The following is a 15,586-nucleotide window of genomic DNA, read 5'->3' on the forward strand; positions in this document are numbered from 1 at the left end:
CAAGCGGGCGGATTCTGGCGTAGTTGTAGGTAAAGGCGCAAGGATGCGTGGCCTGTCGGAAGCACGGCAGTCAGGCTCTGAGTCCCGCCCTGGCGGGACGGCCTGCACGGCGATGTGAAACCAAGCAATGTGATGCTGAGCGAAGACGGCGTGCGTCTGTTCGATTTCGGCTTGGGCCTGGCAACGGAAGGTCCCTTGAAAGACCTTCCCCACCTGAATCGCAACCGCCTCAACGCATGGACCCCAGGCTATGCCGCGCCCGAGCTATTGGACGGCTCGCCGCTGTCGGCGAGTGCCGATGTTTATGGCGTGGCTTGCGTGTTGTATGAACTGGCGAGCGGCAGGCATCCGTTCCGCCGCCTGCCTTCAATTCAGGCCCGCGATGACGGGCTGGAACACGGGCTCAAGGCCCCACCCAACCTGCCCAGGCGCTGCTGGCCGGCGTTGCGAACGGCCCTAGCGCTTGATCCGGGGCGACGCAACATTGGCGCGGCTCAGTTGCGTGATGCCCTGGGAGGTGTTTCGTCCTGGTGGTGAGGGGGCTGGGGCGAGAAAAGCGGAAGAGGCAGTACTTGTCAGCCAACCATCAAAAACTTTGGGAACGGAGTTGCTCGCGGATGCGAATAGTCAGTTGCATCAACATCGAGTGTTCCGGCCTCATCGCGAGCAGGCTCGCTCCCACAGGGTGGGGTGGTGGTGTTGTGACTATTGCGCTTCGACGTTAGCCAGCGCTCGGTTTGCGATCCCGCTCGAATACCAGATTGCTGACCGCCTGCCTGCTGAACGTATTTCGGAATGGGGACGGTATTTGCTGGCATCGCCTTCCAAGGGATTGGCGAGGCGGCAATTTGCCATCTACTCTGCGAGTGGGCGTGCAGAACCTCCTGAGCCCCCTCGCCTTCTTAGGGAAGAGATCATGATTAACATTAACGTGACTTGGTCATCCGTGGTTGTGGCTGTTTGCTTACTGACAGGATGCGCGCCTTATCAGAAGTCCCGGGTTCTTGAGGCCGACGAGCGGTTGCTGACCTACTCCACTCGGGTGGATGGAGATGGCAACAAAACCGAGGTGCTGTGCCCCGAGCCCAGCCCGGATGCGCTCAAAACGTTGGCCGGTTCGTTATCCGCAGAAAAAGCGGATGTGGCTGCACTGGCGGCCGCGTTCCAGGAATCAGGGGCAAGTATCGGCCTGCGAACCCATTCGATCCAGCTGTTGAGGGATCAGCTTTACAGTATTTGCCAAGCCTACGGTAACTCCGGCATTACACCGAGCGCCTACCGGATGATGCTCACCCGGAACCAGCGCAACACTGTCGCTCTCATGGCGATTGAACAACTCACAGGGGTTGTCCGTAGCCCAAGCGTAACGCTGAGCGGCTCAGCGACAGCAGACAGAGCGGGCGCTGTGCTTGAACTGACCACCCAGTTGAATGCGGCGAATGCGAAGTACAAGGGTATGGATCCAGCGACGGATGAAGCCAAGCAGTTGAAAGCGTCGATTGATTCCATTGAGGCTGCGCTGAAGGAGGCGAGGAAATCGCTTGTTACGACCTCTGGATCAAGCGCCTCCACATTGGCAAGCACGAGCGAGATCAACAAGGACGTAATGGCTGTGGTTGCAGCCAGTGTCGAGAAAATTGCTGGCTCGGTTATCGGCGTAGATGATCAGTTTTATCTGTGCCTCGATCTGTATGAAAGTATTGGCGAAGCCAGGGTCCCGGCCGTACTGAGAGCCAGGTGCTCTGCCGTTTTTGCCAGGGATTTGAGCGAGGGCGTGAAAAGTCTAGGTCGATCAGATACACATGGGCAGTCCAGCCAACCTGATGCTGGAGGCGTTGTTGATACGACTCCACCACCTACTCTCGGAGATAACTCCAGAGTCGCTCGTACGGTAACCCTGCCATCGGGTGCACAGCTGTTTATCTATGATGATAAGAGTATGGCGGTGATGAGAAAGCTGGAGCCTGATGAGTCATCCGAGAAGGCGATGGCCGCCGATTCCAAAGGTTTGCAAAAAGCGATTGAGGAACTTCGCCGAGGAGCGATGTAGTTTTCGTGGGAAGCGAGCCAGAGCGGAATGACCTCGCAACCTCTTGAGCAAAAGGCCAAGTTCGCACCTTGGCCCCAGCGTTGATTGCGCTAAGAGCCCCGGCGACCTTCACACACCCGACGGAATAGGCGCTTTCTTGCCCAAGCGGATCAACTCATTGGAGAAGCACAGCCCAACGATGATCAGCGCCGCGCCCACGTACAGGCTTTCACGCGGGACTTCATTGAGCACCACGAACGCCAGCAGCGCGGCGAACAACGGTTCGGTCAGTTCCAGCGCTTGCACCTGGGAAGGCTTGAGGTACTCGATGGCCTTGGTGGTGCAGAAAAAGCCGAGGATGGTCGGCAGCGCGGCCAGCGCCAGCAGAGCGGCAATGGCCAGGGGCGACAACTCGCCGATCACGAAGCCGTCGGCCGCCGCCGGCATCAGCAGATACAGGCTGCCGAAGAACAGCAACTGACGGGTGAAGTGCAGCCCACCGGACACGCCCATCCGCTTCATCGCCACCGAAAACGCCCCGTAGCCGCAGCCGGCCATGGACGCGAGTGCCGCGCCCTGGAGGGTGAAGCCCTGTTGCAGGTCGGCGCCGAAGATCACCGCGATGCCGGCAATCGCCAGCGTGGCGCCCACGGTGGCGTTTGCGGTGATGGCGTCTTTCAGGAATATGCGACCCAGCACAATCGAGGAGATTGAGGCACTGGCCATCAGCATCACCACGACGCCCGCCGCGGCGTAATGCCGATAGGCAGAGGTTTCGAAGTGGAACAGCACGAAGATGCCGAGGAACGCGCAGATCGCCGCCTGGGTCCATTTGGCCGTTGTCGCCGGGCGCTTGAGGAACAGCAACAAGGCCGAGAGCAACAGGCAACCCAGGAAGGTCTTGATGACGGCAACGCTGCTGGCGGTGAAGCCATTGCTCATGAGCACTTTGCTGAGCACACCGATTGTTGCGTTCAGTGCAGCGGCGGAGAGTGCAAAGATGACGCCTTTGCTGAAACTGGCTTGCATGGATGACGGTCCCTGTCGCGGTTGGGTCGTTCGATAGAGGTCGGCCACATCGACGACGCAAAATTAGAGGAGATGCATATCCCGCCAAACCCGGCAGTCGTTGCGGCATAGTCCGCGTCGCAGAGCAGGATCCGATGGGCCTTCTTGAGATTCCAGTACGGGGTGGCAAAAAAGAGAGGGTGAATCGTGTGGAAGTTCTCTCCATGCATGACCGCGAAGAATGCTCGGCGAGTTCAATCAACCAAGTCAAGGCCCTGGAGGAATGTTGCCGCTGGCAACGTGATGCTTGACAGGATACCGTTGCCGCCGACCGGCAAGCCGGATCGCCAGTAGGGAAACAATCATCCATCTAAAGGACCTGACATGAGCGACACGCACATCCAGCCGAAGGGCTTTCGCAGCATCATCGCCAACCTGGGTATCAAGGACAGCCGTGACGATTTCATGGCTGTCATCTCCGACGTGCCGGCCAGCATCAGTGCCGTGTTCACCCAGTCGCGCTTCGCCGGCCCAAGTGTGACTTTATCCCGCGAAGTCGCGCAGCGTGATACCGCACGGGGCGTGGTGGTAATTGCGCGCAATGCCAACGTCGCCACTGGCCCCGAAGGCCTGGCCAATGCCCAGGAGGTGCGCACGGGGTTGGCTCGGGCGGTGGACGTCGACCCGCAGGAGTTGGTGATCGCCTCGACCGGCGTGATCGGCCGCCAGTATCCGATGGAGAAGATCCGCGCCTTCCTGGGTGACGTGCCGCCATCGCAGCCTGCCGATTTCCAACGCTGCGCGGCGGCGATCATGACCACCGACACCCACACCAAGTACGCAGCGCGCACGGTTGGCAACGCAAGCCTGGTGGGCATCGCCAAGGGTGTCGGCATGATTGAGCCGAACATGGCGACCCTGCTGACGTTCTTCTTCACCGACGCCAGGATTGCCCCCGATGTGCTGGATGCGCTGTTCCGTCGGGTCATCGACAAAACCTTCAACGCCTTGAGCATCGACACCGATACCTCCACCAGCGACTCGGCGGCGATCCTCGCCAACGGGCTGGCTGGCGAGGTGGACCTGGTGGCGTTCGAGCAAGCGCTTTACGACATCGCCTTGGGGCTGGTGCGCATGATTGCCTCGGACGGCGAAGGGGCGAGCAAGGCCCTGGAGGTGCAGGTCACGGGAGCCCGTGACGATGCGCAAGCCAAGCGTGTGGCTAAGGCCATCGTCAATTCGCCGCTGGTGAAGACAGCCGTACATGGCGCAGACCCGAACTGGGGACGCGTGGCCATGGCGATCGGCAAGTGCGAGGCGGAGCAGGACATCGATCCGGACAAGGTCCGCATTGTGTTTGGCGAAACCGAGGCCTATCCGCGCCAGTTGGACGAGGCCGGGTTACTGGCGGTCAAAGGTTACCTGCAAGGCAAGGAAGTGTTGATCTCGGTTGACCTGAACATCGCCCAAGGGCAATTCACCGTTTATGGTTGCGACCTGTCGGAAGGGTATATCCGGATCAATGCCGACTACACGACCTGAAGCGTAACCAATGTGGGAGCGAGCCTGCTCGCGATAACGATGGGTCAGCTAGCATCCGTGTCCGATGTGCCGACGCTTCGCGAGCAGGCTCGCTCCCACAGGGGCCTGCGTCGGCCCATTGGCCTTTTAGCAGCGCCCTTCCAGGATCGCCGCATAGCCTTCGCGAAAGCTCGGGTAGCGCGGGGTCCAGCCCAGGGCTTTGGCCCGGGCGTTGCTGCAGCGCTTGCTGCCGGCGCGGCGCACGCTGGCGTCTTCAGCCCATTCGGTGACGCCCATGTATTCGCGCAGCCAGCCCACCACATCGGCGAGTGCGGCGGGGGCATCGTCGACGCCGATGTAGCAGTCGTCGAGGGGTTTGCCTTGGCGATCCGCTTCCAGCAGAAACGCCAGCAGGCCTGCGGCGTCGTCGGCGTGGATGCGGTTGGCGTACAGCGGCGGGTCGACCACCACGCGGTAGCCCTGGCGCACTTGGCTCAACAGCCATTCGCGGCCCGGGCCGTAGATGCCGGTCAGGCGCACGCGGCTGGCCGGGATGCCGCTGTCGAGGGCCAGTTGCTCGGCTTCGAGCATCAACCGGCCGGAATAGCCGCCGGCCTCGGTGGGCGACGTTTCATCGACCCACTCCCCCGCCTTCTGTCCGTACACGCTGCTGCTGGACACGAACAGCAGCCGTTTGGGCTGTTGGCCGTGCTGCTTCAGCCAGCCCAACACATGTTGTAACCCTTCTATATAGGCCGCCCGATAGCCCGCTTCGTCATGGTCGGTGGCGGCGGCGCTGTAAACCAGGTAATCCAGCGACCCGGTCGGCCAGGTGGCTGGGCATTGCGCGCTGAACAAATCCCCCGCCACCCCGATAACGCCCGCCGGCAGGCTCGAAACCGAGCGGCGCAAGCCATAGACCTGCCAATGTTCAGCCAGCAACTGGCTGGCGAGGCGGCCGCCGATATCACCGCAACCGGCGATCAAAACAGAAGACACGGACATCAAGCTCTCCTCGGGTAAAGCCGCAGACTAGCGCGCGGAAGAGACGGGCGGCTAGGAATGCAGGAAAAAAAGATACTCTATTACTTTTGTTAACAAGAATTACTTGCAATAATGCACCCCACTTTTGTTCTCGGCCTCACGAGGCCTGGAAGAACATCGACTTCTTTACTCTCAGGTCCGGCCAGCATGAATCGCTCTCTATCCTCCGCTTCGCCAACCAACCGACCTCGCGCCTGGGGCGCCATGGCAGCGCTGCTGTTCAGCCTGCTGCTGGCACCGACCGCCGCGTTCGCCGATGCACAGACGCCAGCCACGCCCCCAGCCACCGCGCCGGCCGCCACCCAGGCGCCTGCCGAAGCTGCTGCCCCCGTCGCAACGCCAGTAGTCGGCGAGCCGGCCCAAGCCGTGGAAGCCGGCGCCCCTGAGGCGCTCGAAGCCGACAACTCCCTGGGCATGGCCCACGACCTGTCCCCATGGGGCATGTACCAGAACGCCGACATCATCGTGAAACTGGTGATGATTGGCCTGGCGATCGCTTCGATCATCACCTGGACCATCTGGATCGCCAAGGGCTTCGAGCTGATGGGCGCCAAGCGTCGCTTGCGCGGTGAGATCGCGGCCCTGAAGAAAGCCACTACCCTCAAGGAAGCCAGCGCCACGGCGGCGAAGGAAGGCACCCTGGCCAACCTGCTGGTGCACGACGCGCTGGAAGAAATGCGCCTGTCCACCAACAGCCGCGAGAAGGAAGGCATCAAGGAACGCGTGAGCTTCCGTCTCGAACGCCTGGTGGCCGCCTGTGGCCGCAACATGAGCAGCGGCACCGGCGTTCTCGCCACCATCGGTTCCACGGCGCCGTTCGTGGGCCTGTTCGGCACCGTGTGGGGCATCATGAACAGCTTCATCGGCATCGCCAAGACCCAGACCACCAACCTCGCCGTCGTCGCCCCCGGTATCGCCGAAGCCCTGCTGGCAACTGCCCTCGGGCTGGTGGCGGCCATTCCTGCGGTGGTCATCTACAACGTGTTCGCCCGCTCCATCGCCGGCTACAAGGCCCAGGTGTCCGACGCTTCGGCCGAAGTGCTGCTGCTGGTGAGCCGCGACCTCGACCACCAGCCGACCGAGCGCAGCTCGCAACCGCACATGGTGAAGGTGGGGTAATCGGCCATGGGCCTGCATTTGAAGGAAGGCGCAGACGACGATCTGGCCGAGAACCACGAAATCAACGTCACGCCGTTCATCGACGTGATGCTGGTGCTGTTGATCATCTTCATGGTGGCCGCCCCGCTGGCGACCGTGGACATCAAGGTTGATCTCCCGGCGTCGACGGCCAAGCCATCGCCGCGTCCGGAGAAACCGGTGTTCCTCAGCGTCAAGGCCGACCAGCGCCTGTTCCTGGGCGAGGACGAGGTCAAGACCGAAACCCTCGGTGCCACCCTCGATGCCAAGACCCAGGGCAAGAAGGACACGACGATCTTCTTCCAGGCCGATAAAGGCGTGGACTACGGCGACCTGATGAGTGTGATGGACGCCCTGCGCGGCGCCGGCTACTTGAAGGTCGGCCTGGTCGGACTCGAGACGGCGCCGAAGAAATGATCACGACGCGCCAAAAGCTGACGCGTTACGGGGCTAGTCTGGCGGTGGTGTTGGGCGTGCATGCGCTCGCCATTGCGCTGGCGCTGAACTGGACGTCGCGCCCGCCCATCGAATTGCCGCCCCAGGCCATGATGGTCGAGCTGGCGCCAATGCCGGCCCCGCCACCGCCCGCGCCGCCGAAGGTCGTCACGCCGCCGCGGCCGCCGGAACCGGTTGAAGAGCTGCCGCTGCCGAAACTCGCCGAAGCGCCGAAGCCGGAGATCTCCGTGCCCAAGCCGGTCAAGCCCAAGCCGAAGCCTCAACCGCCCAAGCCCAAGCCTGTGGAAGAGAAAAAGCCGGAGCCGCCGAAGGAAGAGCCGTCGGATAAGAAGCCGAGCGACACCCCGCCGACCCAGGCCCCGAGCGAAAAGTCCGCGCAACCGGCTCCTGGCCCGTCGCCGGCGCAAATGGCGGCCAAGGCCAACTGGCAAGGCACGCTGCTGGCGCACTTGGCCAAGTACAAGAAGTACCCGCTCAGGGCCCGGCAGATGAACAAGGAAGGCACCAACCGCCTGCGTTTCGTGGTGGATGCTCAAGGTAACGTCCTGTCGTTCAAACTGGTGGACAGCGCCGGCACGGAGTCCCTGGACAAGGCCACCCTGGACATGATCCGCGACGCCCAGCCGCTGCCCAAGCCACCGGCCGACATGCTGACCAACGGCTCTGTCGAAATCGTCGCGCCGTTCGTGTATTCCATCGACAAGCGTCGGCGCTGACCCCCTGCTTCGATCGTTCCCACGCTCCGCGTGGGAATGCCTCAAGGGACGCTCCGCGTTCCAGCTCCGGCACACCGCAAGCAGGTGTGACGCAGAGCGTCACGGGCTGCATTCCCACGCGGGAGCGTGGGAACGATCGGCACAGACAGACGACATTGGACAGTGTCACACCGCGCCCGCAGTCTGATAACGTGCGTCTATCGATTGCAGCCGGTATGCTTGGCTCGCAACTTCACGGACGCTCGCCATGACCCTCACAGAATTACGCTACATCGTGACCCTCGCCCAAGAGCAGCACTTTGGCCATGCGGCCGAGCGTTGCCATGTCAGCCAGCCGACGCTGTCGGTGGGCGTGAAAAAGCTGGAAGATGAACTCGGCGTGCTGATCTTCGAGCGCAGCAAGAGCGCCGTGCGCCTGACGCCGGTGGGCGAAGGCATCGTGGCCCAGGCGCAGAAAGTGCTTGAGCAGGCCCAGGGCATCCGCGAGTTGGCCCAGGCCGGCAAGAACCAGCTGACCGCTCCGTTGAAAGTCGGCGCCATCTACACCGTCGGCCCGTACCTGTTCCCGCACCTGATCCCACAACTGCACCGGGTCGCCCCGCAGATGCCGTTGTACATCGAAGAAAACTTCACCCATGTGCTGCGGGACAAGCTGCGCAACGGCGAGCTGGACGCGATCATCATCGCCCTGCCCTTCAACGAAGCCGACGTGCTGACCCTGCCGCTCTATGACGAGCCGTTCTACGTGTTGATGCCGGCCCAGCATCCCTGGACTCAGAAAAAGACCATCGACGCCGGCCTGCTCAACGACAAGAGCCTGCTGCTGCTCGGCGAGGGTCACTGTTTCCGCGACCAGGTGCTCGAAGCCTGCCCGACCCTGACCAAGGGCAGCGAAGGCGCCAAGCACACCACGGTGGAATCCAGCTCCCTGGAAACCATCCGTCACATGGTCGCGTCGGGTCTGGGTATTTCGATCCTGCCGCTGTCGGCGGTGGACAGCCACCACTACGCCCCCGGGGTGATCGAAGTCCGCCCGATGACGGCGCCCGTGCCGTTCCGCACCGTTGCCATTGCCTGGCGCGCCAGCTTCCCGCGGCCCAAGGCCATCGAGATCCTCGCTGACTCGATCCGCCTGTGTTCCGTGGCCAAGCCGCCTTCGGCCAAGTAACCCTCGACCATGACTGAGCTGTCCAAAGTACCGGTCACGACCCTCAAGGGTGTCGGTGAAGCCATGGCCGAGAAATTGGCCAAGGTCGGTCTGGAAAACCTCCAGGACGTGTTGTTCCACCTGCCGCTGCGTTACCAGGACCGCACCCGCGTGGTGCCCATTGGTCATTTGCGGCCGGGGCAGGATGCAGTGATCGAAGGCACCGTCAGTGGCGCCGACGTGGTCATGGGCCGCCGTCGCAGCCTGGTGGTGCGCCTGCAGGACGGCACCGGCGGGCTCAGCCTGCGCTTCTATCACTTCAGCAATGCGCAGAAGGAAGGCCTCAAGCGGGGCACCCGCGTGCGTTGCTATGGCGAGGCGCGCCCCGGTGCGTCGGGGCTGGAGATCTATCACCCGGAATACCGCGCCATCACTGGCGACGAACCGCCGCCAGCGGACGAAACCCTGACCCCGGTCTATCCGCTCACCGAAGGCCTGACCCAACAGCGCCTGCGCCAGCTCTGCCAGCAGACCCTGACCCTGCTGGGCCCCAGCAGCCTGCCCGACTGGCTGCCCAAGGAACTGGCCCGGGACTATCAACTGGCGCCACTGGCCGACGCGATCCGTTACCTGCATCACCCGCCAGCCGATGCCGATGTCGAGGAACTGGCCCTCGGGCACCACTGGGCCCAGCACCGGCTGGCCTTCGAAGAGCTGCTGACCCACCAACTGTCGCAACAACGCCTGCGCGAAAGCCTGCGTTCGCTGCGCGCCCCGGCCATGCCCAAGGCTCGGGACTTGCCAGCGCGCTACCTGGCCAACCTGGGCTTCACGCCAACCGGGGCCCAGCAACGAGTGGGCAACGAAATCGCCTACGACCTGAGCCAACCCGAGCCAATGCTGCGGCTGATCCAGGGCGACGTGGGCGCCGGCAAGACCGTGGTCGCCGCCCTCGCCGCGCTCCAGGCCCTGGAGGCCGGTTACCAGGTGGCGCTGATGGCGCCCACCGAGATTCTGGCCGAACAGCATTTCATTACCTTCCAGCGCTGGCTCGAACCCTTGGGCATCGAAGTCGCCTGGCTGGCCGGCAAGCTCAAGGGCAAGAACCGCACCGCCGCCCTGGCGCAGATCGCCGAAGGCGCACCGATGGTGGTGGGCACCCATGCGCTGTTCCAGGACGAAGTGCAGTTCAAGAACCTGGCCCTGGTGATCATCGACGAACAGCACCGTTTCGGCGTGCAACAACGCTTGGCCCTGCGCCAGAAAGGCGTGGGCGGGCGCATGTGCCCGCATCAGTTGATCATGACCGCCACGCCGATTCCGCGGACCCTGGCCATGAGCGCCTACGCCGACCTCGACACCTCGATCCTCGACGAACTGCCACCCGGGCGCACCCCGGTCAACACCGTGCTGGTCACCGACACCCGGCGGGTCGAGGTGATCGAACGGGTGCGCAGCGCTTGTGCCGAGGGGCGGCAAGCCTACTGGGTCTGTACGTTGATCGAGGAATCCGAAGAGCTGACCTGTCAGGCCGCCGAAACCACATACGAAGACCTCACCGCCGCCCTCGGTGAGTTGAAAGTCGGGCTGATCCACGGCCGCATGAAACCCGCCGAAAAAGCCGCCGTCATGGCCGAGTTCAAGGCCGGTGCCCTGCAATTGCTGGTCGCTACCACGGTGATCGAAGTCGGTGTGGACGTGCCCAACGCCAGCCTGATGATTATCGAAAACCCCGAGCGCCTGGGCCTCGCGCAGCTGCACCAGCTACGTGGTCGGGTGGGCCGGGGCAGCGCCGCCAGCCATTGCGTGCTGCTCTATCACCCGCCACTGTCGCAGATCGGCCGCCAGCGCCTGGGCATCATGCGTGAAACCAACGACGGCTTCGTCATTGCCGAAAAAGACCTCGAATTGCGCGGCCCCGGTGAAATGCTCGGCACGCGCCAGACCGGTCTGCTTCAATTCAAGGTAGCCGACCTGATGCGCGACGCCGATCTGCTCCCTGCGGTACGCGACGCCGCCCAGGCTCTGCTGGAACGCTGGCCCGACCATGTCAGCCCACTGCTGGACCGCTGGCTGCGCCACGGGCAGCAATACGGCCAAGTGTGAGCACGCTCGCAGTTTCCGGGCGCATCTGCCACGGCAAGCTGGTTATACTGCTCGACTTGTAGGAAAACGGATACAGACCATGACTGAAGCTGCCCTCGTCCCCGAAATTCCGCACGCTCCGTCAGTGATTCGGCAGTTGCTCGAGAAATTAGGCATCGGCTTTGACGAAGTAATCGAACGACCAAGCCTGAACCCCGCCCGCAAGGTGCAGGCGGTTCTGCTACACGATGCCGTCGGCGCACTCATGGTGCTGTTTCCACAAAGCCAGCTGCTGGACCTCAACCGCCTGGCCGAACTCACCGGTCGTAAACTCACGGCGGTACCGACCGAACGCCTGGAGCGCATGCTCGGCAAACATAGCCTGAGCCTGCTGCCCGGCCTGCCGGCACTGACCAGCTCGCCGTGCCTGTACGAAGAGAGCCTGCTGCGCGAACCGAAGCTGCTGATCCATTCGGGCGAGCCGGGGGTGCTGCTGGAAGTCACCAGCGAAGCCTTCAAGAGCATGCTCACCAAGTCCAGCGCCGCGACATTCGGCGAGCCCGTGAGCAATATCACCCCCAACCTGGACCGCCCGCACGACGACCGCGCGGAAATCACCCAGGCTGTACAGGCCTTTACCGCGCGCCGGATCCAGCAACGGCTGGAAGAAACCATCGAGATCCCGCCACTGGCGGAAACCGCGCAAAAAATCATCAAGCTGCGGGTCGACCCCGACGCCACCATCGATGACATCACCGGTGTCGTCGAAACCGACCCGGCCCTGGCCGCGCAGGTGGTGAGCTGGGCTGCGTCGCCGTACTACGCCTCGCCGGGCAAGATCCGCTCGGTGGAAGACGCCATCGTCCGGGTGCTGGGTTTCGACCTGGTGATCAACCTGGCGCTGGGCCTGGCCCTGGGCAAGACCCTGAGCCTGCCCAAGGACCACCCGCAACACGCCACGCCGTACTGGCACCAGTCGATCTACACCGCCGCCGTCATCGAAGGCCTGACCCGCGCCATGCCCCGCGCCCAGCGCCCGGAAGGCGGCCTGACGTACCTGTCCGGCCTGCTGCACAATTTCGGCTACTTGCTACTGGCCCATGTGTTCCCACCGCACTTCTCGTTGATCTGCCGCCACCTGGAGGTCAACCCGCACCTGTGCCACAGCTACGTGGAACAGCACCTGCTGGGCATCAGCCGCGAACAGATCGGCGCCTGGCTGATGCGTTACTGGGACATGCCCGACGAGCTGGCCACCGCCCTGCGCTTCCAGCACGACCCGCACTACGACGGCGACTATGCCGCCTACCCGAACCTGGTCTGCCTGGCCGTGCGCCTGCTGCGGGCCCGTAGCGTCGGCTCAGGCCCGGACGAAGAGATTCCCGATGCACTGCTCGAACGTGTGGGCTTGACGCGGGAGAAGGCTAACGACGTGGTCAGCAAAGTGCTGGAAGCTGAAGTGTTGTTGCGGGAGTTGGCTTCGCAGTTCCATAGCTGAAGAGCACACCGGATCACTGCGTCACCGAGCCTTTGTGGCGAGGGGATTTATCCCCGCTGGGCTGCGTAGCAGCCCTAAAATCTGTATGCCGGGTGTGTCAGGCTGATTGCATCCAACCTTGTTGGGGCTGCTTTGCAGCCCAACGGGGATAAATCCCCTCGCCACAAAAGCAGTCACTAGGCTTTCGTCTTCCTCGGCTTCAGATACCGCATCAGCCCCTGAAACCAGATCACCAGCGCCGGGCTGCCCTTGATCTGGATCGACTTGTCCTGAATCCCGTTCATGAACGCCAGCTGCTTGTTCTTGGCCTGCATGGTGGCGAAGCCATAGGCGGCGTCCTTGAAGGCGATGGCGAAGGCCGGGGTGGGGTAAGTGCCAGAGTGGCTGGTGATGCGCTGATTTTTCACGGTGAAATGCCGGGCGACCTTGCCGTCCAGGGTTTGCAGCTGGAACACCAGCTCCTTGTCGCCCAACTGCTGCTGGAACGCTGGATTGGTCCGGCTGGCCTTGCCCATCAGCAAGCCCAGCATCCACAGCAGGAAACGAAATTTCATGGGCAACGTCTCGAAGAAAGATGAATGGCTGGCGCAGTTTAGCGATTCTTCGGCTAAACGCCATCATCGGATCGCTTTAATGGGAGATGAATAGGTTTTCCTGCAAGATGACTACTAAGTCACTTCTGACAGATAGATGCCTAGGCTTTCATTTTCGTCAGCCGTTTCGGATATTTCCTGCAAAACGCCGGGCTGTTCATGAACTAGGCAGTGGGCCGAGGCACCGATAACCTTTGTTCGTCATCGCAAAAAAACGGTGACACGGACGTGCAAGTCCGTCTCAGGGCGCATTCGTTTATGGCTATTCGTCGAGCATTTTTCTATGCTCGCAGGCTTTTATGGCGGCTGCGCGTGGGAGACCTTCGGGTCTGCCGGGTTCCTGAGACCGGTCTTGCACACCTACGCACAGCCGCCACCCCTTCGAGTGCAAACGAAGGGTGTCGGCTCCACCTCTCAGGATATTCACTATGTTCAAAGTAACTCCGAATCCGCCGAACCCGGCAAAGTCCCGCACCGAAGCCCTCGAAGCCAAAAAACACGAAGACGCCGCCACCCGCGCCCTCGATTACTACCTCAACCCACCACCCTCCCCGCCTGAAGCCGACAAGCACCAGCTCTTCATCGTCGCCCCCCACATCGACACCGAAACCCTGCTGGCCAACGCCTCCGAAGACCTGCAATCAATCAGCACCATCGCCGCCGACCTGGCCGATGACGTCGACGACTCACGCCGCTGCATCGCCCTGGCGATCAGTCGCATGGCCGATGGGGTTCAGTTGCTGGTGGAGCGGGCGCTGGATCGTCTGGAAGCGCAGGAGACGGCGGCGGGGTAATCTCGGCAGGAATGGCGCCATCGCGAGCAAGCTTTGCTCCCACAGGTTCAACTCCACAGCCGAAAGTGACAGGTCGGCTATAAGGCCGCCTTGCTTTTGCCTTGCTTTGCTTTGCTTTGCTTTTGATCTTCAGGCCCCGTTAACCACGACGGCCGAACGCAGGCATTGCGTAGTGGGCAACCCGGCATGGATGCCGGGATAGCCGCGCTGGGCCATGGATGGCCCTTCGCGACGGGCCCACGGAGCAATGCCGGAGTGAGGGCATGCCGAGCCTAGGCGAGGCACCGAGTGGTGGGGCCAAGCCTTTTTTGCTTACTTTTTTTGGCGTCTGAAAAAAAGTGAGCCGCCGTAAGGGCGGAACCCTAAGTGGCCGTTACCGCAGCAATGGATATGTACTCGACGCAAGACCGCCATCGCGAGCAGGCTCGCTCCCACAAGGGAATCGGGGGATAACGCAAATTTTGCGGCCAGCACAAAACAACTGTGGGAGCGAGCCCGCTCGCGATGACGCGGGACCAGTCGACATTGAAGCCAACTGAACCGACGCCATCGCGAGCAGGCTCGCTCCCACAGGGTCTATGCAGTGATCAAATGATCAGCAGCAATCACTCAATCAAACATTCGGGCAAGGAACCGGTGCCCAGTCGCCCAGGTCCGGATTTTTGCACATGCTGTTGACTTGAGTATTGCCAGCGCTGGCGACCTGCTTGCTTTCATCCTGCTTGGCCTTGGCGGTCTGCAGGGTTTTCTCGGTGGTGACCGCTTCTTTCGGCACGGTTGGCAGCACAGGCTTTTTCGCCGGTTTCACGGCTTTCTTGGTCTTGGTGGTCGGCGCTACGACTGGGGTGGTTTCGGCGGTTGCCACGGTGACCACGTCAGTGCGCTGTACGCCCACTTGCTGCAGGTCTTTCTCGTAGGCCTGAGTGTAGTTGTTCAGGTCTTCGGAGGCTTTGCCGTTGACCGCGACGATCAGGTCGTTGGACTCTTTCAGGCCGGCGACGATTTCCGCCAGGCGCTTGCGGCCTTCGGTGTCGTTGACGGTCTTGGCCTTGCGGTCGGCGACCAGTTTGGTGAACGCGCTCTGGTAGCACTGCTGCGAAGCCTTGGCGTAGGCGGTGCTGCGGTCGATGTCGCCCACACGCTTGTTGACATCGGCGGCGTAGGAGGCGATGCGCTGGTTGTCATCAGCGATCTGCTTCTGGCGCTCGTTGTAGTAACCCACTGCACCACCGGCCAGGGCGCCACCCGCGGCACCGATGGCGGCGTTGCGGCCACGGTCTTCCTTGTCGGCGGTCAGGGCACCCAGCAGCGCACCACCGACGGCACCGACGGCGGCACCGGTGACGACCGACTGGGTCATGTTGCCTTCGGTGGCGCGCAGGTGCTGCACGGGCTCGTAGCAGTTAGGGTAGTACTCGACCTTGGTGCTCGACGCGACCTTGGACGTTGGCGACGTCGCGCAACCGGTCAGCACGGTGCTGAAGCCGACAGCGACCATCAGCAAGTGACGCTTGGAAACCGAAGCAGAAGGTTTACGGGAGAAAAGCATAGTTGTGTT

At 62.4% G+C, this 15,586-nt stretch carries 13 protein-coding genes and 1 pseudogene; 10 read left to right on the forward strand and 4 right to left on the reverse strand.

Going from position 1 to position 15,586, the window contains the following annotated elements:
• Positions 1-93: 93 nt before the first annotated feature.
• Positions 94-537, forward strand: a pseudogene (locus FGE05_RS02155) (protein kinase); the annotation flags it as partial.
• A 379-nt stretch (positions 538-916) separates the two neighbouring features.
• Positions 917-2,050 carry a hypothetical protein gene (locus FGE05_RS02160; protein ID WP_139641174.1) on the forward strand — a complete coding sequence of 378 codons (1,134 nt, stop codon included), beginning with the start codon at positions 917-919 and terminating at the stop codon, positions 2,048-2,050.
• Between the two features lie 108 nt (positions 2,051-2,158).
• Here FGE05_RS02160 and FGE05_RS02165 read toward each other — a convergent pair whose 3' ends face one another.
• Positions 2,159-3,058 (reverse strand): DMT family transporter, encoded by a 900-nt coding sequence (locus FGE05_RS02165; RefSeq protein ID WP_139641176.1) that lies wholly within the window; start codon positions 3,056-3,058, stop codon positions 2,159-2,161.
• A 363-nt stretch (positions 3,059-3,421) separates the two neighbouring features.
• Here FGE05_RS02165 and argJ point away from each other — a divergent pair, with 363 nt between their 5' ends.
• Positions 3,422-4,579 (forward strand): bifunctional glutamate N-acetyltransferase/amino-acid acetyltransferase ArgJ, encoded by a 1,158-nt coding sequence (gene argJ, locus FGE05_RS02175; RefSeq protein ID WP_139641178.1) that lies wholly within the window; start codon positions 3,422-3,424, stop codon positions 4,577-4,579.
• 126 nt (positions 4,580-4,705) lie between these two features.
• Here the strand turns inward: argJ and FGE05_RS02180 are convergent, their stop codons facing one another.
• A complete protein-coding gene (locus FGE05_RS02180; protein ID WP_139641180.1) occupies positions 4,706-5,563 on the reverse strand; it encodes an SDR family oxidoreductase in 858 nt (285 codons plus the stop codon).
• Positions 5,564-5,749: 186 nt separating this feature from the next.
• Here FGE05_RS02180 and exbB point away from each other — a divergent pair, with 186 nt between their 5' ends.
• The 6 genes from exbB to FGE05_RS02210 all read left to right on the forward strand — a co-directional run bounded on the left by exbB (position 5,750) and on the right by FGE05_RS02210 (position 12,641).
• Positions 5,750-6,721, forward strand: a complete 972-nt coding sequence (exbB, locus tag FGE05_RS02185) for a tonB-system energizer ExbB (protein ID WP_139641182.1) — start codon at positions 5,750-5,752, stop codon at positions 6,719-6,721.
• Between the two features lie 6 nt (positions 6,722-6,727).
• Positions 6,728-7,156: a TonB system transport protein ExbD gene (exbD, locus tag FGE05_RS02190; RefSeq protein WP_041024074.1), complete on the forward strand. Its 429-nt coding sequence runs from the start codon at positions 6,728-6,730 to the stop codon at positions 7,154-7,156.
• Positions 7,153-7,911, forward strand: a complete 759-nt coding sequence (locus FGE05_RS02195; RefSeq protein ID WP_139641184.1) for an energy transducer TonB — start codon at positions 7,153-7,155, stop codon at positions 7,909-7,911. Before exbD ends, FGE05_RS02195 begins: the two co-directional genes overlap by 4 nt.
• Positions 7,912-8,158: 247 nt before the next feature.
• A complete protein-coding gene (locus FGE05_RS02200; protein ID WP_041024076.1) occupies positions 8,159-9,079 on the forward strand; it encodes a hydrogen peroxide-inducible genes activator in 921 nt (306 codons plus the stop codon).
• A 9-nt stretch (positions 9,080-9,088) separates the two neighbouring features.
• Positions 9,089-11,164: an ATP-dependent DNA helicase RecG gene (gene recG / locus FGE05_RS02205; RefSeq protein ID WP_139641186.1), complete on the forward strand. Its 2,076-nt coding sequence runs from the start codon at positions 9,089-9,091 to the stop codon at positions 11,162-11,164.
• 79 nt (positions 11,165-11,243) lie between these two features.
• Positions 11,244-12,641, forward strand: a complete 1,398-nt coding sequence (locus tag FGE05_RS02210; protein WP_139641188.1) for an aminoacyl-tRNA deacylase and HDOD domain-containing protein — start codon at positions 11,244-11,246, stop codon at positions 12,639-12,641.
• A gap of 176 nt (positions 12,642-12,817) precedes the next feature.
• Here the strand turns inward: FGE05_RS02210 and FGE05_RS02215 are convergent, their stop codons facing one another.
• Positions 12,818-13,195, reverse strand: coding sequence for a helicase (locus FGE05_RS02215; protein ID WP_139641189.1), 378 nt, complete (start codon positions 13,193-13,195; stop codon positions 12,818-12,820).
• 467 nt (positions 13,196-13,662) lie between these two features.
• Here FGE05_RS02215 and FGE05_RS02220 point away from each other — a divergent pair, with 467 nt between their 5' ends.
• Positions 13,663-14,028, forward strand: a complete 366-nt coding sequence (locus FGE05_RS02220; RefSeq protein WP_139641191.1) for a DUF6124 family protein — start codon at positions 13,663-13,665, stop codon at positions 14,026-14,028.
• A gap of 613 nt (positions 14,029-14,641) precedes the next feature.
• On the opposite strand, the gene tagQ is transcribed toward FGE05_RS02220, so the two are convergent.
• Complete coding sequence (gene tagQ / locus FGE05_RS02235) at positions 14,642-15,577, reverse strand: type VI secretion system-associated lipoprotein TagQ (protein ID WP_041021312.1); 936 nt, start codon at positions 15,575-15,577, stop codon at positions 14,642-14,644.
• Positions 15,578-15,586: the final 9 nt, after the last annotated feature.

The organism is Pseudomonas sp. ICMP22404, from assembly GCF_006227205.1.
GTDB lineage: Bacteria > Pseudomonadota > Gammaproteobacteria > Pseudomonadales > Pseudomonadaceae > Aquipseudomonas.

What these genes read in the sequence shown, in the direction of transcription:
- FGE05_RS02160 (WP_139641174.1), top strand. Translation starts at nt 917, where the DNA reads ATGATTAACATTAACGTGACTTGGTCATCCGTGGTTGTGGCTGTTTGC.
- FGE05_RS02165 (WP_139641176.1), bottom strand. Translation starts at nt 3,058, where the DNA reads ATGCAAGCCAGTTTCAGCAAAGGCGTCATCTTTGCACTCTCCGCCGCT.
- argJ (WP_139641178.1), top strand. Translation starts at nt 3,422, where the DNA reads ATGAGCGACACGCACATCCAGCCGAAGGGCTTTCGCAGCATCATCGCC.
- FGE05_RS02180 (WP_139641180.1), bottom strand. Translation starts at nt 5,563, where the DNA reads ATGTCCGTGTCTTCTGTTTTGATCGCCGGTTGCGGTGATATCGGCGGC.
- exbB (WP_139641182.1), top strand. Translation starts at nt 5,750, where the DNA reads ATGAATCGCTCTCTATCCTCCGCTTCGCCAACCAACCGACCTCGCGCC.
- exbD (WP_041024074.1), top strand. Translation starts at nt 6,728, where the DNA reads ATGGGCCTGCATTTGAAGGAAGGCGCAGACGACGATCTGGCCGAGAAC.
- FGE05_RS02195 (WP_139641184.1), top strand. Translation starts at nt 7,153, where the DNA reads ATGATCACGACGCGCCAAAAGCTGACGCGTTACGGGGCTAGTCTGGCG.
- FGE05_RS02200 (WP_041024076.1), top strand. Translation starts at nt 8,159, where the DNA reads ATGACCCTCACAGAATTACGCTACATCGTGACCCTCGCCCAAGAGCAG.
- recG (WP_139641186.1), top strand. Translation starts at nt 9,089, where the DNA reads ATGACTGAGCTGTCCAAAGTACCGGTCACGACCCTCAAGGGTGTCGGT.
- FGE05_RS02210 (WP_139641188.1), top strand. Translation starts at nt 11,244, where the DNA reads ATGACTGAAGCTGCCCTCGTCCCCGAAATTCCGCACGCTCCGTCAGTG.
- FGE05_RS02215 (WP_139641189.1), bottom strand. Translation starts at nt 13,195, where the DNA reads ATGAAATTTCGTTTCCTGCTGTGGATGCTGGGCTTGCTGATGGGCAAG.
- FGE05_RS02220 (WP_139641191.1), top strand. Translation starts at nt 13,663, where the DNA reads ATGTTCAAAGTAACTCCGAATCCGCCGAACCCGGCAAAGTCCCGCACC.
- tagQ (WP_041021312.1), bottom strand. Translation starts at nt 15,577, where the DNA reads ATGCTTTTCTCCCGTAAACCTTCTGCTTCGGTTTCCAAGCGTCACTTG.